Below are 22,389 nucleotides of genomic sequence, written 5' to 3'. Positions count from 1 at the left end.
TTGGAGTGCATCCAGTCGGCCCCGATCACCAGCGCGAAGGCGGGCGGGCGCGTGTTCGAAGGTGACCGTGACGCCGTCCTGGTCCTGCTCCAGGGTGTGGACCGAGTCGCCGAACAGGATCTCCACGTCCCCGACGACCTCGTGCAGCAGCGCGACCAGGTCACCGCGCATGATCTCGACCGAACCGGGGTCGCGGGTGTCGATCCGGGCGACCACGCGGTCGGCGGCGTCCACGAACTTCATGCCGTGCACGTCGGTGGCCAGTTCCCGCACCTGGCTCGTCCAGCACGACTCGGCGCAGTTTGGCCCATACCGGGGCACCCGCTCCACTCGGCGAAGCGAGGGTAGATGATCTGCCAGGAGGCGGCGAACACCGGCGGGACCTGCCGCCAGGTGCAGTCGGCGGTGGCCACGAACTCGATCGCCGCCAACACCTCGCGGTCGCCGGCGCGGCGCCGCCCACCGCCCTGCGGGTACGTCGGTGCAGGCGGCACCACCCGCTGGAACGGCTTTCACGGCTCGCCTGGAACCAGACGCTCCACCATCGTCACCGCGAAACATCACCGATCAAACCAAACGAAAACGATGTCCTAGGCGGCCTGTTGGCATGGGGGTGGACGACTGGTCGGCGTGGGCCAGGCTGATGGGGTAGTGAGGGCGGGTTCGTCCCTGTCGGGCGGGCGGGTGCGGTAGGTGTAGCGGCCGTCTTCGTCCTTCGTGATGCGGAGCCGCTCTGGGTTGGTGTGTTTGTAGCGGTTGTGCCAGCCGCAGCAGAGGGCGAGTTGGTCGATGTCGGTGGGTGAGCCGAGGGCCCATCCGTTCACGTGGTCGATTTCGCACAGTGTTCCGGGGACTTCGCAGCCTTGGACGGCGCAGGTCGGGTAGAGGGTTTCCAGGACCTGGCGCTGGGGGGCGGTGGCGAATCGGACCTTGTGGCCGAGGTAGAGGGGGATGTTTCCCTTGCCGAGTAGGAGGGGTGAGACGCCTGCGTTGAGGGCGATGCGGCGGGCTTGGGCGGCGGGGATGGGGGTGCCGTCGGTGAGGCGGGCGGGGGCTTGGCCGCCGGTGAGGGTGTCCAGGTCGCAGATGAGGGTGACCTTGGTGGCCCGGTGCCCGCCCGACAGGACGCAGGTGAGGGCCGCTGCGGTGCGTTCGGACAGGTCGCGCTGGTCGTCGGTTCCGGCGGGCTTGGCCAGGGGGCCGAGTGTCCCGTCCCAGATCGCGGCGTCTTCGGCGTTCAGCCAGCCCTTGATGTAGCGGCCACCGTCCAGCGAACGGGTCGAGTCGACCCAGGACCGCTCGTACCCGCGCTTGGCATCCTCGGGGACCGCTTCGATGCCGTCGCGTTCGGCGATCACATCACGGATCCGTTTGCCGAAGGAGGCGACCTTCCCGGCCGAGAAATCCTGATCGACCATCCCCAGCAGGATCTCCTCGGCAGCGGCGCAGTCTTCATCGTCGAGGCGGGCGACCGCATCGGCGATGGTGGCGGCATAGCCGAGGGACAGGTTGCCGGTCGTCCAGCGGGCAGTGACCTGTGTGAGGCGGTGCCGCTGGCGCGCCAGGTTGAGGCGTTCCTTGGCGCGGGATTCGCGCATGCCCAGCCGTGACCGAAGCCAGGACCGCGTGGACGGGAATCCCCACCGCTGAACCTCGCGCCCGGTGTCGACGACGCCGATGAATCCGGCGAGTGCGGCTTCGTGCATGTCGGTGGCGGCGGCAAGGGTTTCAGTAAGTTCCATGCACGCGGGTGCGGATTCCGGCGCGGTGCGTCTTGCGAGTTCGGCAGCGATCGCAGACGCGGCGTTCACCAATTCCATGGTGGACGCCACGTCAAGATCGACCGCGATTGAACTCATGCTTACATGATACCTGCTTGACCTCCATTTTATGCTCCGGCGGCCAATATTCGGAGCTCTAATATCCGCACCTCAAAGAAAATAGACAAAGGCCAAACAATGCTCAGATCGGACATTTCCAGTTCCCGGTCCCGCTACTTGAAAGAGCTTCCTGGACGGACGCGCTTCTTGGACGGACGGGCTTCTTGGACGGGTGAATGTTCCCTCGTGGCTGGGGTGGGGGCGGCGCGTCGGGCAGAGGGCAGGCGGAGCCTGCCCGACGAAAGCTGCACTCAGGGGCCGCAGAGGCTCCGAAGTCAAGGGTGGGACGAAGTCCCATCGCGAAGCGACGCCGAAGGCGCCCTTGACTTTGGAGGGGCGGCCCCGTACGCAGCGCCGCCCCCACCACAATTAATCGCTAGGGGAACTGACCATGAACGGATAAGGCGACACAGCGTGGACGGGCTCGAAACAAGGACGACCTGGATGTGCTCGAAACAAAGAGAGACGCCGCCGTGATGTGGGGCCAAGCTGGCCCTGCCAGGACCAGCGGACGCATCCGACCCGCCAGACCTGCTGGAGCTACTGGAGCTACACCCAGACATCACCTGGCCGGTGCTCAGGAGTGGGAAACAACCGCCCCAGTGTTGGGGTCAAGGAGGACTCGGTGGGCCCGCGGGTGCTGGAAGGCGAACATGTGGGTCAGGGTGCCGGCGCGGGTGTCGAAGGAGGCGTCGCCAATCCGGGCGGTGGACCAGTTGTCCTCGACGAAGCGCAGGATCGACGCCTGCTCCAGCGGGTGATGATCCACGTGGTTCACCCTTGCGTAAGGAGAGATCACGAGCATGGGGAGACGCTGGCTGGGGCCGCAGCGATCCCGGTATCCCCCGGACGCCTTGACGCGGCGGCAGGCGGGCTCGTCCTGGTCGGGATCGTCGGAGCCGTTGGTGATGCGCGGGCGGGCGTGGTCGTACCAGCCGTCGGAGTCGTCGTAGGCGAGGATCACCGCGGTCGACGACCATTCTGGTGACTTCTGGATCTCGTTGACGGTGGAGGCGACGAACTTCTGCTCATCCAGCGGGTCGGAGTAGCCGGCGTGGCCATCCTGGTACGCGGGGGCTTTGAGAAAGGACACCGCGGGCAGGTTGTGCGCGCCCAGAGCGGCGTCGAAATCGGCCAGGTCGTACTGATGGTTGGCCTGGTCGGTATGGCCGATCGCCGCAACGGACGACGGTGGCAGGTGCTTCTCGTTGGCCGTCGACCTGTAGTACTGGAACGGCTCATGATGCGGGCTGTAGTCGATGACCTGGTTCTTGCCGATATTGGCGTGGACCGAGCCGCAGACCTTGTAGCCGTTCTCGGTACCGGTCGGCCGGAAACCGCCCTGGAACCAGCCCCACGTGACGTTCTTCTCGTTGAGGAGGTCGCCGATGTTCCGGCCGGTCATCACCGCGAGATTGTTCTCGGACGTGTGGTTGTCGCCGGAGCAGTCGTCGAACGCGGGATCCGGGTCGTTGATGACCGTTCCGATGCCCTCACCGTCCGGGGAGGCCACCACCGACGGATCCGAGACCTTCTTGTGCGTCTTCGGGTCGACCGCGTAACCGCCGTGAGTCTGCCCGGAGATGAGGTCGAGGGCACCGGGGGTGGACGGGCCGAACACCGAATCCCACGAGTTGTCGCTCATGGCGTAGTTCTGGGCGTAGTTCCACATGGCGGTGACGGTGTTGCCGTCGTAGTAGTCCATGACGAGGCCGGGTTCGCCGAACAGAATCGGCTGCCCGGTGCATTTGTCGTGCTCGGTGAACTCGACGAACTTGTCCATGCGACCGCCGTTGACGGCCTTCTGCTCGGCCGCGTAACCGTGGTTCTGGTCGCAGGTGAGGGCCTGGGACGGGCTCAGCCGCTTGGGGTTGTACCGGTTGGGGTTCTTCGTCAGCAGCCTCCTGGTGAGCCCGTCCACCCTCGGTGTGCGCTTCGCCGCGTGGAATGGCGTGCCGTCGGTGTTCGCGGCCTTCGGATACGTCCCGAAGTAGTGGTCGAACGAGATGTTCTCCCCGTAGATCACGACCACGTGCCTGATCGGGGTGCGACTCGAAGCGGGCTTTCCCACTGTGCGTTCGGGGGGCTTCCCATCGGCTCCCTTCCCGGAGGCGCAGCCGCCGCCCAGGGCCGCGAGCGCTCCGGCCATCACCACCGAACCGGCCATCACCGTGGCCTTGCGCATATCTCCTCCTTCGCCGCGCGGGTCCCGCCGCCTGTACGGGGCCCCGCCGCGTACACAGGTCCCCACCGCCGACACGAATCCCGCCGCCGACACGAGGCCCGCCGCCGATGCAGGTCCCAAGCCGCCTACACGAGCAATGCCCTGCCGAAGTGGTCCGAGCCGTCCACGACACCCGGAAGTGCGAAGAAATAGCCTCCACCGAACGGAGAAATGTAGTCGGTGAGCGGTTCGTCCTCCAGCCGTTCCTGGACGGCCTCGAACTGTCGCCGCGGATCCTGCTGGAAGCAGGTGAAGACCAAACCCATGTCGAGGTTCCCGGCCTCGTCCACACCCCGGTCGTAGTTCCACGCGCGGCGCAGGATGCGGCTGCCCTCCGTCTCGGGAACGCGCGGGTTCGCGCGCCGGATGTGGCTGGTGAGCGGGATGACGTTGCCGATCGGGTCCTCCGCGTAGCGCGGGACGTCCTTCTCGTGCGCACCGTCGAGGGGCGCACCGGTCTCGCGGACGCGGCCGAAGATGCGCTCCTGCTCGGCGAGACCGACCCGGTCCCAGAACTCGACGAGCATCCGGATCAGCCGGACGACCATGTAGGTGCCGCCCGCCGTCCACCCGGGTTCGGAGCCGTCCCGCGCGGCCCAGACGAGGCGGTCCATGTCGGCGGCGCGGGTCACGTCGGGGTTCGCGATGCCGTCCTTGAATCCCATGAGGTTGCGGGGCGCCCCGGACGGGCGCGGCCGGCTGCTGAAGCCGTTCGCCCGCCAGCGGATCTGCATCGCGCCGCGCGTGTGCCGGCAGACGTCCCGCAGCGCGTGCAGGACGGTGTCCTCGTCGGGCGCCCCGAACCGCAGCAGCAGATCGCCGTGGCACCAGGCGGAGTCGAGATCGTCGTTGGGGAACGTCCGCATCCTGGTCAGCCGGGCGGGACGACGCGAGCCCAGCCCGAAGCGGTCGTCGAACAGCGACGCCCCGACGGCCGCCGTCACCGTGAGACCGCCCGCCGGGACGTCAGGGCCGAGGATGCCAGAGTCGGGCGGTGGCCCTGCGACGCCGACCTCGGGCGGCGCGCCACCGCCGGTCAGCGCCCTGGCCCGGTCCGTCAGCGCACGGAACAGCTCCCCGAGCTCGTCCCGCTTCGCGGCGGTCACGTCGAACGCCACGACGATCGCGCGGGCCTGCGGCTCCTCCAGAATCCCGGCCTGACGGACACCGTGGAACGACCGGAACGAGCTGGACCGCTCCAGCGAACCGCCTCGAGCCACCCCGCCGGCGACCGGACCGCCTTGGGCCGCCCCGCCGGCGACCGGACCACCTCGGGCCACCGCACCCGCGACCCCGGCGGCCAGCGCGCCACGCAGAATCGACCGGCGCCCCGGCCCGCTCACTCCGGCACCCTCATCACGATCTCCGCACCGCCGCGACGGTCGCGACCGACGCCAGCCGCTCCACGAGTTCGCCGACGGCGCCGTCGACGCGTTCCCGCTCCATGGTGCTCAGCCGGTCGAGCGGCGTCCACTCCCCGTGCCGGTGCTGCGCCCGAAGCAGCCGGGACGTGCGGTCGAGCCAGGCGTCGATCCCGTCGAGGCCCGGCATCCGGTCCTTCAGCAGCGGACGCAGCGGGTCGAGCACCGCCCGGGTCCCGTCGAGGTTCGCGGCGGCCGTGGCGAGCGTCGTCCCGCTCCCCTGGTCGGCCTTCCCGGTCAGCTCGAACTGGAGTGTGTCCTCCAGAATCTCGTGGGCGCGGAGCCCGAGATCGCCGGGATCGATCTCCTGCCGCGGAAAGTCGTCCCGCAGCGCCCTCACATCACCGGCCAGCCGCTCGGACGGCCTCCGCAGCGAGGCCGCGGACTCCCCATGCCACAGCCCCCACTCCACCCGGTGGAACCCCGTGAACTTCGGGTCGCGCACGCCCTTCGGCAACCCGCCCGGACGCCCATCGATCTCGTCGGCGAAGTCGCCGAACGTCCCGTAGGCGGCGCCGAGCCGCTCATAGGCCAGGTGCGCGGGCAGCCAGGCCTCCCGGGCCGCGTCCAGGTCCCCCGCCCGGACCGCGTCCCGCAACGAGTCCGTGCGTTCCTCCGCCACGCCGAGCCCCTTGGCGACATATGCCCGATAGGCGAGCACCGCCGGATACAGATCGTTCCGCGTAAGCGGCCGGACCCCTCGCGCTCCCGAACCCGCCCCGGTCACCCGCAGACGCGGCCCGGTGACCGCGTTCCCATCCTCCGGACGGCACCTGACCGCGTACGTCCCGGCACCGAGGCTGACCCGCATCGGCCGGGTCGCCCCCGGCCCGACGTCCTCCAACTCGGCGAAGATCGCCCCGTCGGACGGGTCGACGATGGTGACGTCGACCGCCGAAGAGTCGCCGTTGTGCACCACCAGCGTCCGCGTCCCGGCATGCCCTCGTCCCCAGCCCTGCCCGCAGTGAACCCGTCCAGCCTGGACGGTGGCCGCCCCCTGACGGGAATCCCCCGCACACCCCGCCACCAGCACGAGGCCCGCGATGCCCGAAGCCACGAACACACGACGAACCCCGCCCATGGCATTCAGGCCGACACCCATACCGCCTCTCGCCACAGAACCCGGGACACCGACACGACTACATCAGCCATCATCCTCAGCCAAGCGCCACCCTCAAGTCCCCCACGACGCGCCGACCGGGCCACCGAGATCAAGAGATCACGGAGCAGCACCAACCACCGCAACCACCCAACCCACTGCATACCGCGCTGGCGCGAGCAAGGCCGCCGCCCTGACCACCCAAGCCATCACCGCAACCATGCGACAACCTCAATCGTCGCGATCGCGTCCGAAGGCAGTTTCGAGCGAAGCAAGAAACTGATCGCGCAGCGAGCCGCAAGGCGAGCCGGAGCGATGCCGGCGATCGCCCGCATTTCTCGACGATGGAGGGCCGCCAGGCCCGAAGGAGGAGAGGAATGCCAGCGAACTCAGCCGAAGCGGCCGGTGATGTAGTCCTCGGTGGCCTTCTGCTCGGGGTTGGCGAAGATCTTGCTGGTGTCGTCGATCTCGATGAGCTTGCCCGGCTTGCCCGTCCCGGCGATGTTGAAGAAGGCGGTGCGGTCGCTGACCCGGGCCGCCTGCTGCATGTTGTGGGTGACGATGACGATCGTGTACTGCGTCTTCAGCTTCTCGATCAGGTCCTCGATCGCGAGGGTGGAGATCGGGTCGAGCGCGGAGCACGGCTCGTCCATCAGCAGGACCTGCGGCTGGACGGCGATCGCGCGGGCGATGCAGAGCCGCTGCTGCTGGCCGCCGGACAGGCCGGCGCCGGGCTTGCCGAGCCGGTCCTGGACCTCGTTCCACAGGTTGGCGCCGCGCAGCGACTCCTCGACGATCTCGTCGAGCCGGGCCTTGCGGCGCACCCCGTTCAGCTTCAGGCCGGCCGCCACGTTGTCGTAGATCGACATGGTGGGGAACGGGTTGGGCCGCTGGAACACCATGCCGACGACGCGCCGCACCGCGACCGGGTCGACGGACGAGTCGTACAGGTCCTCGTCGTCCAGCATGACCTTGCCTTGGACGCGGGCACCCGGGATGACCTCGTGCATCCGGTTGAGGGTGCGCAGGAACGTGGACTTGCCGCAGCCCGACGGTCCGATGAACGCCGTCACCGAGCGCGGCTCGATCGACATCGAGATGTCCTCGATGGCGTGGACGCCGCCGTAGTAGGCGTGCAGCCCGGAGACCTCGATCCGCTTGGCCATTGGGTCAGGGTTCCTTTCTCTGTCAGCGGCCCGTGGGGGCCTTGCGCCGGGCGACGAACCGGGCGACGAGGTTGAGCAGCATGATGATCCCGATCAGCACGAGGGCGCCCGTCCAGGCCCGGTCGATCGAGTTCTGGTTGGGGTCGGCGGCCTGCTCCCAGATGAAGGTGGGCAGCGACGCCTGCGGGCCGTTGAGCGGGTCGCTGTTGATCGCCTTGGTGAAGAAGATCGTGAGCAGCAGCGGCGCGGTCTCGCCCATCACCCGGGCGACGGCCAGCATCACGCCGGTGATGATCCCGGTCATGGCGGTCGGCAGGATGACGAAGCAGATCGTCCGCCAGCGCGGCACGCCCAGCGCGTAGGACGCCTCGCGCAGGTCGTTGGGGACGAGCTTCAGCATCTCCTCCGTCGCCCGCACCACGGTCGGGATCATGAGGATCGTCAGGGCGAGCGACCCGGCGAGCCCGGAGAAGTCGAACCCGAACGTCAGCAGCCACAGCGCCAGGACGAACAGGCCCGCGACGATCGACGGGATGCCGGTCATGACGTCCACGGTGAAGCTGATGATCTTGCCGAGCCGCCCGTTTCCGGCGTACTCGACGAGGTAGATCGCGGTGAGCACGGCGATCGGAACGGCGATCACGCTGGTGATCGCGACCTGCTCCAGGGTGCCGATGATCGCGTGGTAGGCGCCGCCGCCCGGGTCGCTGCCGCTGACGGCGTTCATCGAGAACTGGAAGAACGTCGGGTCGAGCCGCTTGACGCCGTTCACGACGACCGTCCACAGCACCGACACCAGCGGAATGAGCGCCAGCGCGAACGCGAGGTAGACGAGCCCCTGGACGGCCCGGTCCTTGATCTTGCGGCCGGCCGACACCGAGGAGAGCCCCGCGCCGGGCGCGGGCTTGCGGGTGGAGACGGTGGTCACGCGAACTCCTTCCGGCGCGCGACGACCGCGCGGGCGGCCATGTTGACGAGCAGGGTGATCACGAACAGCACCAGACCGGAGGCGATCAGGGCGCCGCGTCCGGTGGTGGACGCCTCGGCGAAGCTGTTGGCGATGTTGGACGCGAACGTGGCGCCGCCGTTCTCCAGGATGTGGATGTTGATCCCGGGGACGAAGGTCAGCACCATCGCGACCGCGATCGTCTCGCCCATCGCGCGGCCGAGGCCGAGCATGGCGCCGCCGATCATGCCGGAGCGCCCGTACGGCAGCACCGCGAGCCGGATCATCTCCCAGCGGGTGGCGCCGATCGCGAGGGCGGCCTCCACGTTGGCGCGCGGCACCTGCAGGAACACCTCGCGGGAGATCGACGAGATGATCGGCAGGATCATGATCGCGAGCACCACCGAGGCGGTGAAGATCGAGTTCTTGCCCGGCGAGTCGCCGCCGAACAGCGGGATCCAGCCGAGCGCCCCGTTGAGGAAGGTGCTGATGCCCTCCATGTGCTTGGACAGGAAGGCCAGGCCCCACAGGCCGTAGACGATGCTCGGCACCGCGGCGAGCAGGTCGACGACGTAGCCGAGCCCCGACGCCAGCCGCCGCGGCGAGTAGAAGGAGATGAACAGCGCGATGCCGACCGCGACCGGCGTCGCGAAGAGCATCGCCAGCAGCGACGACACGACGGTGCCGAACGCGAGCTGCGCGATGCCGAACTTCGGCGGCGTCGCGTTCGGGTCCCACTCCTCGGCGGTGAGGAAGTTCGCCTTGTTGTCCTGGAGCGCCGGGATCGCCTTCCACACCAGGAAGGCCGCGATCGCGACCATGATCAGCAGCACCAGGATGCCGGAGCCGCGGGCCGCCGAGACGAAGATCTTGTCCCCGGCCCTGCCGGTGCTCATCCGCACCCCGCTCGCGCGCTGTTTGACGCCGGCGGCCGTCGCGGCGCCGGTCTCGCTCGTCACGGGACGTCCTCCTTTGATCATGTCGGCGGAACCCACGTCGGCCCCGCCGCCGAATTGCTCGGCGGCGGGGCTGTCGGGGGGCCCGTCGTCTGTTGTCAGGACAGGGCCTTCACGGACGTCTGGACCTTGGTCAGCACGCTCTGCGGGAGCGGCGCGTAACCCTGGTCGGTGAGGATCTTCTGACCGTCCGCGCTGGAGGTGTAGGTGAGGAAGGACTTGACGAACCCGGCCTGCTCGGACGGCAGCCCCTTCTCACACGCGATCTCGTAGGTGACCAGGACGATCGGGTACGCCCCCGCCTCCTTGGTCGAGTAGTCGATCTTCAGCGCGACGTCGTTGCCGGTACCGACGATCTTCGCCCCGGCGACGGCCTTGGACGCGCTGTCCGGCGACAGCTCCGCGAACTCGCCCGCGCCGTTCTTCACCTGTGCGGTCTGCAGCTTGTTGTTCGTCGCGTACGACATCTCCACGTAGGAGATCGCGCCCGCGGTGCTCTTCACCTGGCTGGTGACGCCGTCGGACTTGGGGGCGCCCTGGCCGGTGGAGTTCGGCCACTTCTTGGCCTTCTCCCACGTCCAGATCTTCGGCGAGGTGGTGTGCAGGTAGTTCGTGAAGTTGTCCGTGGTGCCGGACTCGTCCGAACGGTAGATCGGCTTGATCGGCTGGGCCGGCAGCTTGGCGCCCTCGTTCTCCTTGGCGATCGCCGGATCGTTCCAGGTCTTGATCTTGCCGGAGAAGATGCTCGCGAGGGTGTCGGCCGAGACCTTCAGCCCGTCCACGCCCTGGACGTTGTAGACCACCGCGATCGGGCCGACGACCATGGGCAGGTTCAGCGCGTTGCTCCCCTGGCAGCGCTTCTGCGCGGCGGCGGCCTCCTCGGGCTTCAGGGACGAGTCGGACCCGGCGAACGCCACCTGCCCGCTCGTGAACGCCTGGATGCCCGCACCCGAGCCGCTCGGGTTGTAGTTCAGGTTGGCGCCCGCGCACTTGGAGGAGTAGAGCTTCGTCCACTCCTCGATCGCGTTCTTCTGCGCGCTCGACCCCGCCGCGTTGACGCTGGCCTTGGCGCAGTCGATGTCGCCGGTCGGCGCGCTGCTCGAACCCGCCGTCGTATTGTTGTCGCTCCCGCAGGCGGAGAGGGCCAGCGCCCCCGCTACGACAACACCGCCCAGGGCGGCGAGTCGGGAACCGTTCTTCACCGGAGAGTCTCCTCGTCAGTTCGTCGGGCGGGTCCCCCTGCCCGCCCTGGCCCACGTCGGCCGGACGACGGGTTCGCCGTCGAAAACGACGCTAAGCAGGCGAGGTGACCAGCCGCCCCGATCCAGGTGAACGACAGATGAACGAGAACGAGCACCCTTGGGAAGAATGTCCCGATTTGACGTGGACGCCGGGTTAACAGCGCAGCTCAGGCGTACAAAGTCCCGGTCAGAACATGCCCACGCAGGTTTAGGCGGCCTGAATCGGATCAGGCGGGGCCGGTGCCGTACATGACGTCTACGGCGTACCGGGTGAAGCCTAGCGACTCGTAGAGGCGGACGGCGGCGGCGTTGGACTCGTCCACGTAGAGCATGATCTGGCCGACGCCGATGTCGCGCAGATGACGCAGGCCCTGGAGGGTGAGGGCGCGCCCGAGGCCGAGGCCCTGCGCGGCCGGGTCGACGCCCACGACGTAGACCTCGCCGAGCCCGCCCGGATGCACCTTCGTCCAGTGGAATCCGGCGAGCCGGCCCGCCCGCTCGGCGAGGAAGAAGCCGGCGGGGTCGAACCAGTCCTCGGCCTCGCGCTCGCGGACGTCGTCCATCGTCCAGGCGCCCTGCTCCGGGTGGTCGGCGAACGCGCGGGCGTTCACCTCCAGCCACGCGCCCTCGTCCCGGCCCGGCTCGAAGGCGCGGATCGACACACCCTCCGCGACGCGCGGCTCCGGCAGCGGACCGGACGCGGGACGCCGCATCTGGAACAGCGCGCGAGCCCGCGTCATCCCCTCGGCGGCCGCGAGCGCGGCGGCCGCCGGAAGATCACCATGCGCCCATACCCGCAGCGGCCCGCCGGCCTCGTCCCGCAGGGCGCGCAGCAGCGTCCGCCCGTGGCCCCGGCGCCGGTGCTCCGGATGGACGACCAGCTCCCCCGCCGCCGGCTCCTCCCCGGTCGCCGGGTCGAGGTGCGCGTACGCCACGATCACGCCGCCCTCGGAGATCGCGATCCCGGACCGGCCCGCCCGCAGCGCCAGCAGGGCGTGCTCCGACAGCGGTCCGACGCCGTCGGCCTCCGCCGCGGCCTCGGCCAGTGCCAGCGCCCCGGCGACCTCACCGTCCGCCAGGGTCCCCCGCGCCCGCAGTTCACTCACGGCCACACCCTATGGGGCCGGAGGAACTGCATGATCAGCGCATCCCCTGATCGATTTGTCACAAAAACGTCATCGCGCCGCCGGGAACCGTATGCCGGGCGAATCTACCGTCCACAGAATGACTCGACGACGCACCTTCCTGGCCTGCGCCGCGGCGGGGCTGACGGTCGTGGGCGTGGCCGCGCAACCCGCCGCGGCACGTCCCGTACCGACCGCGTCCGTACGGCTGCTGGCCCTCAACGACTTCCACGGCAACCTCGAACCGCCGTCCGGAAGCTCCGGGACGGCCATCGACGAGAACGGGAACCCCGTCCCCGCCGGTGGCGCCGCCTACATCGCGGCCCACCTCAAGCAACTGCGGAACCGCGACACGCTCACGGTCGCCCAGGGCGACCTGATCGGCGCCTCGCCGCTGATCTCCGCCGCCTACCACGACGAGCCGTCCGTGCAGTTCTTGGGCGACATGGGCGTCACGGCGTCGGCGGTCGGCAACCACGAGTTCGACGAGGGCTACCAGGAGCTGCTGCGCATCCAGAACGGCGGCTGCCACCCGGTGGACGGGTGCTCCCCGGCGGGCCGGTGGCGCGGCGCCGAGTTCGACTACCTCGGCGCGAACGTCCTGCTGAAGAAGAACGACCGGCCGGCGATCCGGCCCTGGACGATCCGCCGCATCAACGGCGTGCGCATCGGCTTCATCGGCGTCGTCACCAAGACCACCCCGAGCATCGTCACCGCCGAGGGCATCAAGGACCTGAAGTTCGACGACGAGGTCGCCGCCGCGAACCGGGCGGCCCGCGAGCTGAAGCGCCGGCACGTCCGCGCGATGGTCCTGCTCGTCCACGAGGGCGACCAGGTCAAGTCGGGCGAGCGGCCGGACGAGTGCGGCGTCGTCCCCGGCGCCGGTACCCGGATCGCCCAGGAGGCCGACCCCGAGATCGACATGGTCCTGTCCGGGCACACCCACCAGCAGTACCTCTGCTCGGTCAAGGACCCGAACGGGAACCCGCGGCTGTTCTCGTCCGGCTCCTCCTTCGGCCGCGTGATCACCGAGGTGAACCTCAAGGTGAACCGGCGGACCGGCGACATCGTCCGGTCCTCGGTGAAGGCCGACAACCACGTGGTAACGCGGGACGTCCCGCCGGACCCGGCGACGCAGGGGTTCGTCCAGACGTGGAAGGACCGGGTCTCCACGATCGCCGACAAGCCCATCGGCAAGATCACCGCGGACCTGACCCGCACCCCGTCCCCGGCCGGCGAGACCGCGCTCGGCGACGTCATCGCCGACGGCCAGCTCGCCGGGACGAAGGACCTCGGCTCCCAGGTCGCGCTGATGAACCCCGGCGGCGTCCGCACCGACCTCGTCTACAAGGCGAGCGGCTCCGAAGGCGACGGCGTCGTCACCTACGGCGAGGCGTTCGCGGTCCAGCCGTTCAGCAACGTGATGGGCGTGACGTCGCTGACCGGCGCGCAGCTCGACGCCCTCCTCGAACAGCAGTGGACGTCCGCGGGCGAGAAGATCCTCCAGCCGTCGGCGAACCTGCACTTCACCATCGACCGCTCGAAGCCCGTCGGCGACCGCGTCTCCGCGATCACCATCGGCGGCACCCCGGTCGACCCGGCCACCACCTACAAGGTCGCGGCGAACAACTTCCTCCTCGGCGGCGGTGACGGCTTCACCGTCTTCACCCAGGGCAAGGACCAGGTCCTGGGCGCCATCGACCTGGACACCTTCGTCGCCTACTTCGCCGCCCAGGGCACCATCCCCCCACCACCCCTCGACCGCATCTCCGGCCAGTAAGAACCACGACGGCCCGCCGCCCCCACAAGGGCGGCGGGCCGTCGCACGGTCACGCGCCGAAGAAGTGGACGATGTAGTAGACGACGGCGGCGACGGCCGCGGCGGCGGGCATGGTGAGGACCCAGGCGATGAGGATGTTGCCGGCGACGCCCCAGCGGACCGCGGAGATCCGCTTGGTGGCGCCGGAGCCCATGATCGCCGAGGTGATCGTGTGGGTGGTGGAGATTGGAGCGTGCCAGATGAAGGCGGTCGCGTAGAGGACGACGGAGGCGGTCGCTTCGGCGGCGAAGCCCTTCGGCGGGTCGACCTCGATCACCTTGCGGCCCAGCGTCCGCATGATGCGCCAGCCGCCCGCGTAGGTGCCGGCGGACAGCGCTCCCGCACACAGGATGATCACCCACCACGGGACCGTGCTGCCGTCCGAGTAGCCGGTCGTGACGAGCGCGAGGACGATGATGCCCATGGTCTTCTGGGCGTCCTGCAACCCGTGCCCGAGCGCGAGGGACGCGGCGGACAGGGTCTGCGCGATCCGGAAGCGCCGGCCGACCCGGCTCGGATTGGCGTGCCGGAAGATCCAAAGGATCGCCACCATCATCAGGTAGGCGAGGCAGAACCCGACCACCGGGGACACCACCATCGGGACCGCGACCTTGTCGACGACGCTGTGCCAGTTGACCGACGACAGCGAGGCCAGCCCGGCGCCGACGACGCCGCCGATCAGCGCGTGCGAGGACGACGACGGCAGCCCGAAGTACCAGGTGATGAGGTTCCAGGTGATCGCGCCCAGCACGCCGGCGGCGACGACCGTGAGACCGTGCAGGCCGGAGGGCGGGGTGATGACCTCGCTGACGGTCTTGGCGACGCCGACGCCGAGCAGGGCGCCGATCATGTTCATCGCGGCGGCCATGCCGAGGGCGACGCGCGGGGTCAGCGCCCGGGTGGAGACCGCGGTGGCGATCGCGTTGGCCGCGTCGTGGAACCCGTTGGTGTAGTCGAACACCAGCGACACGATGACGACCAGGACGAGGACGGCCATCTGCGCGTCGGACCGCAGCCCGAGCGCGCCCGCGATCATGACGACGAGCACGCCGGCCAGCAGGAGGAGCCAGGCACGGCCCGTCACCCGGCGGGTGGCCTGCTCGCTCAGTGTCTCCTCGGCGTCAGCCGTGGGCTCGCGGATGAGGGTGGCGCCGGAGTCCTCGGCCACGCTCATGATTCCTTGACCGCGATGGTCTCGACCGTGTTGGCCACGTGCTCGAACGCGTCCGCCGCGTCCTCCAGCCGGTCGATGACCTGCTTCAGCTTCAGCACGGTCAGCGTGTCGTACTCACCGCTGAACAGCTGTGCGAGCAGCTTGCGGTAGACCTGGTCTCCCTGGTTCTCCAGCCGGTTGATCTCGATCCAGTACTCGTTGAGCTCCTTCATCGAGCGGAGCCGCGGCATGGCCTCGGCCGTCAGCTCGGCGGCCCGCTCCAGGACCTCGACCATGTTGACGACACCCTTGGGGAACTCGTCGATCTTGTAGAGCACGACGAGATCCGCGGCCTCTTCCATCTCGTCCATCACGTCGTCGATCGTCGAGGCCAGCCGGTAGATGTCCTCGCGGTCGAAGGGGGTGATGAACGTTTCGTTCAGGCGGCGCATGATCGCATGGGTGCATTCGTCGCCCGCGTGTTCGCAGGCGCGCATCTTCTCCGCGATCGCCGCCCGGTCGGCGCCGTCGCTGATGAGTTCCACGAGCAGCCTGGCGCCGGTGACCAGGTTGTTCGCCGAGTCGGCGAACATGTCGTAGAAGCTGTCCTCACGCGGCGTGAGACGCAAGCGCACGTCGTTCTCCTGATGTGCCGGAACAGTCCGCAGAGGATCGTAGGCGCAACCAGCCGTAAAAAGAACCTTTGCCCCAGCTTCGGCTGGTGTCCGCCATCCTCTCATCTACAAGATTGCCCTAGATCAGGAGGTACATACCCTTCGCGACAGCCCCTATCTGGCGGAACATCCACCGGTTCGGGCCCCCACGGCGGCTGCCTGCGCGGGCGGCGCGGATCAGGAGTGAGATTCGTTACAGACTAGCGACCTGGACACCGGACTACGGCGCGGCTGAAAAGACGAACCGGGGACGCCCTGAATCGGCGTCCCCGGCAGCGGTGTTCAATCCCGTGGCGTCAGCTCACGACGACCGGCTTCGTCGGACCGCACTCCGAGCACCATGTCGATTTCCGCGATGGTCAGCGGCCGCTCCGCCGCCGCCACCGCACTGAGCATCTCGGCATAGAGTTCGATCTCGTCCAGCGCAACACGGTCGTGGACGCGCAGATCGAGGTTCTGGCGCACCGCGTCCACCTCCGTTCGTTCCCCACACCCAAGTCGAGGCTACGCGTCCCGCCCCGACGGGCACATGACCCATGAGGACCATTCGAGGGCCACTCCGACCCTGTCCATCCGGGGGGGGCGTCCCGGGCCTCCGACCACCGCACCGACCGGCTTCCAGGGGCCCGTTCCCCGGACTGTCTAGCCTTCCCCGGTAGTGCCCATCTGATACGTGTGTCCCGGTCGTCCCGGGACACACGGACAGCCGGCGAGCCGTGGAGCCTGGTCAGCGGCCCTGGTGGAAATCGCCGAGCATCTGTTCCAGCGGCGACTCGGGGAGGTCGCGGGCCGTCAACCGGGCCACGGTGGCGGCGTTGACGTCGGCGCCCGCGAGCCGGGCCGCCTGCCGCGCCACCGTCTGCTCGAACAGCGCCCGGACGGTCCGCGCGTAGGCGAACTGCGGGTCCTCACGCATCCGCGCGAACCGGTTCAGCAGCTCGACGCGCAACTCCTCGTCCAGCATGTAGAGGTCCCGCTCGGCGTAGCCCTGGAACAGCTGGACCATCTCGCGGTCGCCCATCCCGGTGAACTCCAGGATCCGGCCGAACTCGGCGCGGAACGCGGGGCTGCCGGCGAGGAAGCCCTCCATCTCCGCCGCCGGGCTGGAGCACACCACGACGAACCGGGCGCCGCCCTGGTTCATGCGGCGGAGCAGCTCGTCCACCACGGCGGGGCTGCGGTCGAGGCGGTGCGCCTCCTGGATGAGCAGGACGCCGCCGAGCGCCTGGTCGACCATGCCGGCGACGCGGTTCTCGGTGTCGACCCGGTCGCGTCCCGCCAGGTGGACGGGGCGGCACGCCACCACGTGCCCGGACTCCAGCAGCCCGAGCGCCGCGTAGATGCCGCCGACCAGCCCGGCCACGGTCGTCTTCCCGGTGCCGGGCGGCCCGACGAAGACCAGGTGCCGCGCGTCCTGCTGGGACACCCCGTACCGGGCCCGGTCGGCGGCGAGTCCCGCTTCGTCGGCCAGTTCCAGCACCGCCGCCTTGACGTCGTCCAGGCCGGTGAGCTGGTCGAGCTGCCGCATGTAGCCGTCGATGTCGCCGGGCGGGCGCAGCGCGGGCTCGATGCCCTCGGCGACGCCCGCGAGGTCGTCCGGGGTCAGCACCAGCCGGTCGTGGGACGCGCCGGCGCGCTCCATGTTCCGCTGGGCCGCCTGGTCCAGATACGCCTCGACCAGGCGCGCGTTGACCAGGTCGCCCGGGCCCCGCAGCCGCGCCAGGTCGGCCCGGACGACCTCCAGCGCCGACGCCCCGATCGTCACGCGCCGCTCGTCCGCCAGCAGGTGCAGCAGCGTCATCCGGTTGTCGAGGTCGCTGAAGTCGGGCAGCCGGTGGACGCGGAACGACTGCACGAGCTTCGGATGGTCCTGCAGGAGGCGCTTGTACGCGCGCGGCTCGCACGTCGCGATCACCGGGGTGGTGTTCACCGGGTCGCGGCGGGCGCGGCGCACCGCCCCGACGACCGCCACCGGGTCGGCCGCGCTGGTGACGGCCACGTCCAGCCGCTCGAAGAGGATCACCGGGCCCGGCTGCCCGAGGAGCTGCCCGACCCGCTCCGGCGGCGCGTTCCGGACGTCCTCGGCGTCGTGCGCGCGGATCGACCCGTCGCCGAGCCCCGCGTTCGCGAGCGTCAGCGCGATCATCCGGGACAGCCGGCGCTGCCCCGAGTGCGGGTTGCCGACCAGCAGCACGCCGGGAACACCGGACTTCATCGAGCTGGGCGCGCCGTCCACGCGGGTGCGCTCGGCCTCCTCGCCCGCCGGCGCGTTCCAGGCCTGGGCCTGCTTCTTCAGGTCGCCGAGGAAGGCCGCCGCGTCGTGCTCGCCGTACATGAAGCCGAACCCGAACCGCTCCAGGACGCGGCGGGTGCTGCGGTCGCTCGGCGGTGGGATCTCGTGGACGGGCTGTTCCGGGGACGGCGTGTCGTCCAGGAAGTCGAAGTCGCCGACCATCGTCTGGGACATGACGGCGGTGCCGGGGCCGGCTCCCGGGACGGGCGGCGGCGGGCCCGGCTCGTCCTCAAGGTCTCCCGGCCCGAGGACGCGCGTGCCGGGCGGCTGGTTCTGCTGGGGCGCGGGGGGCACCGGGGGCCCGGCCGGCTGCGGGGATCCCGCCTTGCCCTCCACGCGCGTCGCATACGGGTCGAACGCCTGGGGCTGGGGCTGGGGCAGCTGCGGCTCTGGAGGCGCGACGGGGTTCGGCGGCCCCGGCGGGACGTTCGGCTGGGGTGCGGGAGCGGCGCCGGCGGGCTGGTAGCCCAGCTGCGTGTACGGCGGGACGAAGTTCTCGTCCTGCTTCTCCTCCTCCGGCGGGGAGAAGCCGCCGAGCTCCGGCTGGGGAGCGGGCGCATGGCTCGCCTGAACCGGCGCAGGCTGAGGCGGCGCAGGCTGTGGCGCAGGCGGCGCGGGCTGGGGCGGCGCGGGCGGCGGGCTCTGCATCGGCGCCGGTGCGGGATTCTGCATGGGCGCGGGCGGTGCCGCTCCGGAACGCTGGAACCCGAGCTCGGTGTAAGGCGGCGCGGCGTTCCCCTCGTCCTTGTCCTCCTCGGCGGGCGAGTGACCGCCCATCCCCGGATCCGGGGCGGCGAACCCCGGGGAGTTGAACGCGGCCTGCTGCCCCTGGCCGACCGGCTGGTTCGGGCCCTGCGCGGCGGGACCGGGCGCGTTCTCCCAGCCGGGCTGGGCGGGCGGCTGGACGAACGGGCGGTCGGGCTCGGGCGGCGCCCCCTGCGGCGACGCGCCGGGCGCGATGCCGGGCTGGCTCTGCATGCCGAGCGGGTTCGGCTGCGACGGCGACGGGTCGGGCGACGGGGTCGACGTCGAGGTCGGGGCGGCGGCCGTGGCGCGGGCCCGGTTGCGTCCGATGATCCCGGCGATGACCGCGGTCGGGACGGGGAAGCCGCGGGGCCGGGCGGGCATGCCGCCGAGCCGGCACCACGCCAGGTCGACCTCGTACATCGCGGCGAGCAGCGACTCGGCGCCCGGGCCGGACCCGGCGGCGGACCGCAGCGGCTCGGGGAGTCGCATGTCCTGCGGCCAGAGGCGGCGAAGCGGATGGCCCTTCTGCCGTGACACCGCCTCCACCGTGTAGCGGATCTCCGGGTCGAGCCAGGGGACGATGGTGCCCACCATGTCCTTGCGGACGACGTCCAGGTCGGCGGCGAGCAACGCGGCGGCCACCAGCCGCGGCTCGATGTAGGCCGGTTCGGAGGGGTCGCCCGAGAGGTCGGCTATCAGCTCGCTGAGCGTGTAGAAGGCGTGCCTGAAGTTGTCGCCTGGCGAACTCTCGTTCCGCAGCGCCGGCACCAGGTTGGGCGGGCACCGGGTAAGCCACTGCTGGACGATCGCCTGGTCCCCGTACGGCAGTGCCCCGTAGTCGACCGTCGGGTTGGCGAGCGTGGTGCCGAGAATGGCGAGCAGCGCGTCCGCCCTGACCTGGTACCGGATGTCGTCACGGAGCGCGCTCGCGACGGCCCACATCGTCCGCAGCACGACGACCGCCGCGTCGACCCGGCTGGCCCGGAGCCGTTCGGAGTAGAGCGCGACGAGCGTCTCCAGGGCGGGCGGGGTGAGCCAGCGCGGGCCGTCCACGTCCGGGAGGGGCTTGGCGCGGTAGGGCTTCCAGAGGTCGAGCATCTGCTTGTCCAGCCGCGAGTCGAACGCGGGCGCGGCCGAGCACCACAGCATCACGCCCCACGCGACGGCGACCGTGGACGGCGTCTCGTTCGTGAACTCCCGCCACCAGTGCGGGTAGTCCGGCGCGGGCAGGGTCGCCGCGGACTCGACGGTCGACCGGACCCGCGAGGTCAGCTCGGTCGCGAACCCGTGCGCGACGAAGGGCAGCCCGGACGGCGGGTCATAGGAGAAGTCGGGCCCGGCCGGGATGACGTGCGGGGGCAGCGCCGGCACCTGCCCGGGCGCCTGCTGCGCGGGCCTCGCCGCCATCCGGACGGCGGGGACGCGGGGCGGCGGGCACAGGTACCACTGGCCGTCGGACGGGTGCAGCCGGTACCAGCGGGCCCACGCGCCGAACAGCCACCACGTCCCGTCCGGGAGGACGAGCATGCGGCCGCCGATGGCGTGATGGCGCTGCTGCGGAGGCGCCGACGGCCACCATGCGGCGGCCACCATCGCCCTCGTGTCGCGCTCTGCCTCCGTGAACGGATCCTGCCCCTGCTGGGGGCTGGGCGGCGGAGCACTGTCATAGCCCGGTCCCCACACCACGATGGTCATGGTAGTCAGCCGAAACCGGCCGAGGTGCCGCCCACCGGCCCATTCGCCGCGTCGTCGCAGGTCAGGGAATTATCAACAGGACCTTGACGTCAGTCCCACCGGGCGTCGCGGTGCCGTTCCGCCTTCTTCACGTACACCTCGGGCGTGTACTGGAGCACCAGCCGGTCGTCGTCGGTCAGCTCCCTGACGATCTTGCCCGGCGTGCCGGCGACGAGCACCCCGGACGGGATCTTCTTGCCGGGCGGGACGAGCGCGCCGGCGGCGATCAGCGTCCCGGAGCCGATGCGGGCGCCGTTCAGCACGATCGCGCCGATGCCGATGAGCGAACCGGTCTCGACGTGCGCGCCGTGCACCATCGCCTTGTGGCCGAGGCTGACCCTGTCCTCCAGGACCGCGGGCATACCGGGATCGGAGTGCATGCAGCTCAGGTCCTGGATGTTGCACTCGTCGCCGACGACGATCTCCTCGTCGTCGCCGCGCAGCACCGAGCCGTACCAGACGCTGGACGCGCGGCCCAGCGTCACCCGTCCGACGACGACCGCGCCGGGCGCGACCCACGCCGTGGGATCGATCGACGGACGGTCCGCACCCAACGCTCCCAGGTAGCTCATGGCGCCGATGGTAGCCGCCCCTCGGGGCGCGATTTTTCCGGAGATTGGATGGTTTGTCGCGCCCGCCCAGATGAAGAAACGGCAGCGAGAAGTGCGTTCCGGTTGCGCGAATGGGGTGGACCGGACAAGAGTCGTCCTGACGTCTCCCCACCGTGGGCCGCTCAGCGGCGGGCGAGGATCGCATCTCAACCGACCCTGACGGGGTGTTGATCCCCGCCAACGACCCCCAAGGCATCATGAGCAACGAAGCCGAAATCCTGCCGAACCTCCTCCAAGAAGAGTCCTTCGAGATCGTCATGCGCGGCTACAACCGCCGCCAGGTCGACGACTACATCGCCCGTGCCCAGCAGAAGCACCGTGAACTGGAGGCCCGGCTCGCCCGGGCACAGGACGAGGTCGAGCGGATCCGCCGCGAGATGGCCGAGGTCCGGGAGGCCCGCAAGCCCACCGGCGACGACCTGAGCGACCGGCTCCGGCAGATCATCAACCTCGCCGAGGACGAGGCCCAGGACAAGGTCGCCGAGGCCGAGGCCAAGGGCACCGAGATCCGCAAGGACGCCGAGCAGGAGTCCAAGCGGATCGTCGACGACGCCCGCGCGCACGCCGACAAGAACCTCGGCCAGGCGCAGGAGAAGGCCGACCACATGCTGGCGGCGGCCAAGAAGGAGTCGGACAGCGTGCTGTCGGCCGCCAAGCAGGAGGCCGAGCAGACGGTGACCAGCGCGCGACTGGAGGCCGAGCGCACCCTCACCGCGTCCGAGCGGCGGGCCAGCGTGATCAACGAGGGCGCGACCCAGCGGCTCACCTCGCTCACCAAGAACCACACCCAGGCCCTGCAGCGCCTCACCGAGATCAGCGACACCCTGCACCGGCTGCTGACCGCCGAGAACGAGGCGGGGCCGCTGGAGAAGATGGTCGAGGACGCCGTCCGGCAGAGCCCGCCGCCGCGCGCCCAGGCCAAGCAGGCCCCGCCGGCGAGCCCGGCCCCCGCGTCTTCGCCGTCTTCGTCGTCCTCGTCGACCTCGACGGGCCCGAAGCCGATGCCGGCCGCGTCCAAGCCCGCCGCCCCCAAGCCCGCGCCGGCGGCACCGGCCGCACCGCCGGCACCGGCGGCCGCCCCGGCGAACCCGCCGCAGACCGCGGCCCCGCTCAAGAAGCCGGAACCGGCCCCGCCCGCCGACACCCCGGCCCCGCCCGCCCCGCAGCAGGCCAAGCCCGCCCGTCCGGCCGAGGACTCCGGCGGCCCCGCGACCGCCCCCCTCCCGCCCCAGCAGCCCCGCGGCCCCATCGAGCTGTAGAACGGCCGCTCTTCCGTCAGGCGGTGCGCCCGGCGCCTCCAG

16 protein-coding genes and 1 pseudogene are annotated in these 22,389 nt (G+C 70.3%); 2 read left to right on the top strand and 15 right to left on the bottom strand.

What is annotated here, in order from left to right:
• Window positions 1-268: 268 nt before the first annotated feature.
• From ACQPZP_RS05825 to mshD, 10 genes and pseudogenes are all read right to left on the bottom strand, one after another.
• Window positions 269-497, bottom strand: a pseudogene (locus ACQPZP_RS05825) (transposase); the annotation flags it as partial.
• Between the two features lie 93 nt (window positions 498-590).
• Entirely contained in the window at window positions 591-1,859 is a 1,269-nt protein-coding gene (locus ACQPZP_RS05820) for a DUF222 domain-containing protein (protein WP_433476596.1), read from the bottom strand.
• Window positions 1,860-2,457: 598 nt separating this feature from the next.
• Window positions 2,458-4,065, bottom strand: coding sequence for a phospholipase C (locus ACQPZP_RS05815; RefSeq protein ID WP_433476595.1), 1,608 nt, complete (start codon window positions 4,063-4,065; stop codon window positions 2,458-2,460).
• 125 nt (window positions 4,066-4,190) lie between these two features.
• The gene (gene efeB, locus ACQPZP_RS05810; RefSeq protein ID WP_433476594.1) at window positions 4,191-5,447 is read right to left on the bottom strand and encodes an iron uptake transporter deferrochelatase/peroxidase subunit; all 1,257 of its coding nucleotides are present in this window, start codon (window positions 5,445-5,447) and stop codon (window positions 4,191-4,193) included.
• Between the two features lie 13 nt (window positions 5,448-5,460).
• The gene (locus ACQPZP_RS05805; protein ID WP_433476593.1) at window positions 5,461-6,582 is read right to left on the bottom strand and encodes an EfeM/EfeO family lipoprotein; all 1,122 of its coding nucleotides are present in this window, start codon (window positions 6,580-6,582) and stop codon (window positions 5,461-5,463) included.
• A gap of 431 nt (window positions 6,583-7,013) precedes the next feature.
• Complete coding sequence (gene pstB, locus ACQPZP_RS05800; RefSeq protein ID WP_433466531.1) at window positions 7,014-7,790, bottom strand: phosphate ABC transporter ATP-binding protein PstB; 777 nt, start codon at window positions 7,788-7,790, stop codon at window positions 7,014-7,016.
• Window positions 7,791-7,812: 22 nt separating this feature from the next.
• The gene (pstA, locus tag ACQPZP_RS05795) at window positions 7,813-8,718 is read right to left on the bottom strand and encodes a phosphate ABC transporter permease PstA (protein WP_433476592.1); all 906 of its coding nucleotides are present in this window, start codon (window positions 8,716-8,718) and stop codon (window positions 7,813-7,815) included.
• The gene (gene pstC / locus ACQPZP_RS05790) at window positions 8,715-9,695 is read right to left on the bottom strand and encodes a phosphate ABC transporter permease subunit PstC (protein ID WP_433476591.1); all 981 of its coding nucleotides are present in this window, start codon (window positions 9,693-9,695) and stop codon (window positions 8,715-8,717) included. Before pstC ends, pstA begins: the two co-directional genes overlap by 4 nt.
• A 95-nt stretch (window positions 9,696-9,790) precedes the next feature.
• Window positions 9,791-10,894 (bottom strand): phosphate ABC transporter substrate-binding protein PstS, encoded by a 1,104-nt coding sequence (pstS, locus tag ACQPZP_RS05785; protein ID WP_433476590.1) that lies wholly within the window; start codon window positions 10,892-10,894, stop codon window positions 9,791-9,793.
• Between the two features lie 266 nt (window positions 10,895-11,160).
• The gene (mshD, locus tag ACQPZP_RS05780) at window positions 11,161-12,039 is read right to left on the bottom strand and encodes a mycothiol synthase (protein ID WP_433476589.1); all 879 of its coding nucleotides are present in this window, start codon (window positions 12,037-12,039) and stop codon (window positions 11,161-11,163) included.
• A 118-nt stretch (window positions 12,040-12,157) separates the two neighbouring features.
• On the opposite strand from mshD, the gene ACQPZP_RS05775 reads away from it, so the two are divergent.
• Entirely contained in the window at window positions 12,158-13,837 is a 1,680-nt protein-coding gene (locus ACQPZP_RS05775) for a bifunctional metallophosphatase/5'-nucleotidase (protein WP_433476588.1), read from the top strand.
• 49 nt (window positions 13,838-13,886) lie between these two features.
• Here the strand turns inward: ACQPZP_RS05775 and ACQPZP_RS05770 are convergent, their stop codons facing one another.
• The 5 genes from ACQPZP_RS05770 to ACQPZP_RS05750 all read right to left on the bottom strand — a co-directional run bounded on the left by ACQPZP_RS05770 (window position 13,887) and on the right by ACQPZP_RS05750 (window position 21,049).
• On the bottom strand, window positions 13,887-15,050 hold the full coding sequence (locus tag ACQPZP_RS05770) for an anion permease (protein WP_433476587.1): 1,164 nt from the start codon (window positions 15,048-15,050) through the stop codon (window positions 13,887-13,889).
• Window positions 15,047-15,664: a DUF47 domain-containing protein gene (locus ACQPZP_RS05765; protein WP_433476586.1), complete on the bottom strand. Its 618-nt coding sequence runs from the start codon at window positions 15,662-15,664 to the stop codon at window positions 15,047-15,049. The genes ACQPZP_RS05770 and ACQPZP_RS05765 overlap by 4 nt, the downstream gene beginning before the upstream one ends.
• Window positions 15,665-15,985: 321 nt before the next feature.
• The gene (locus ACQPZP_RS05760; protein WP_347813985.1) at window positions 15,986-16,177 is read right to left on the bottom strand and encodes a hypothetical protein; all 192 of its coding nucleotides are present in this window, start codon (window positions 16,175-16,177) and stop codon (window positions 15,986-15,988) included.
• Window positions 16,178-16,430: 253 nt separating this feature from the next.
• Entirely contained in the window at window positions 16,431-20,438 is a 4,008-nt protein-coding gene (locus tag ACQPZP_RS05755) for an AAA family ATPase (RefSeq protein ID WP_433476585.1), read from the bottom strand.
• A gap of 89 nt (window positions 20,439-20,527) precedes the next feature.
• Window positions 20,528-21,049: a gamma carbonic anhydrase family protein gene (locus ACQPZP_RS05750; protein WP_433476584.1), complete on the bottom strand. Its 522-nt coding sequence runs from the start codon at window positions 21,047-21,049 to the stop codon at window positions 20,528-20,530.
• Between the two features lie 236 nt (window positions 21,050-21,285).
• Here ACQPZP_RS05750 and ACQPZP_RS05745 point away from each other — a divergent pair, with 236 nt between their 5' ends.
• Window positions 21,286-22,347: a DivIVA domain-containing protein gene (locus ACQPZP_RS05745; RefSeq protein ID WP_433476583.1), complete on the top strand. Its 1,062-nt coding sequence runs from the start codon at window positions 21,286-21,288 to the stop codon at window positions 22,345-22,347.
• The last annotated feature ends 42 nt before the right edge of the window (window positions 22,348-22,389 follow it).

This window comes from Spirillospora sp. CA-142024 (assembly GCF_050942325.1).
Classification (GTDB): Bacteria; Actinomycetota; Actinomycetes; order Streptosporangiales; family Streptosporangiaceae; genus Spirillospora.
Note: the sequence above shows the minus strand (reverse complement) of the source record. Positions and strands in the feature narration are given on the sequence as shown.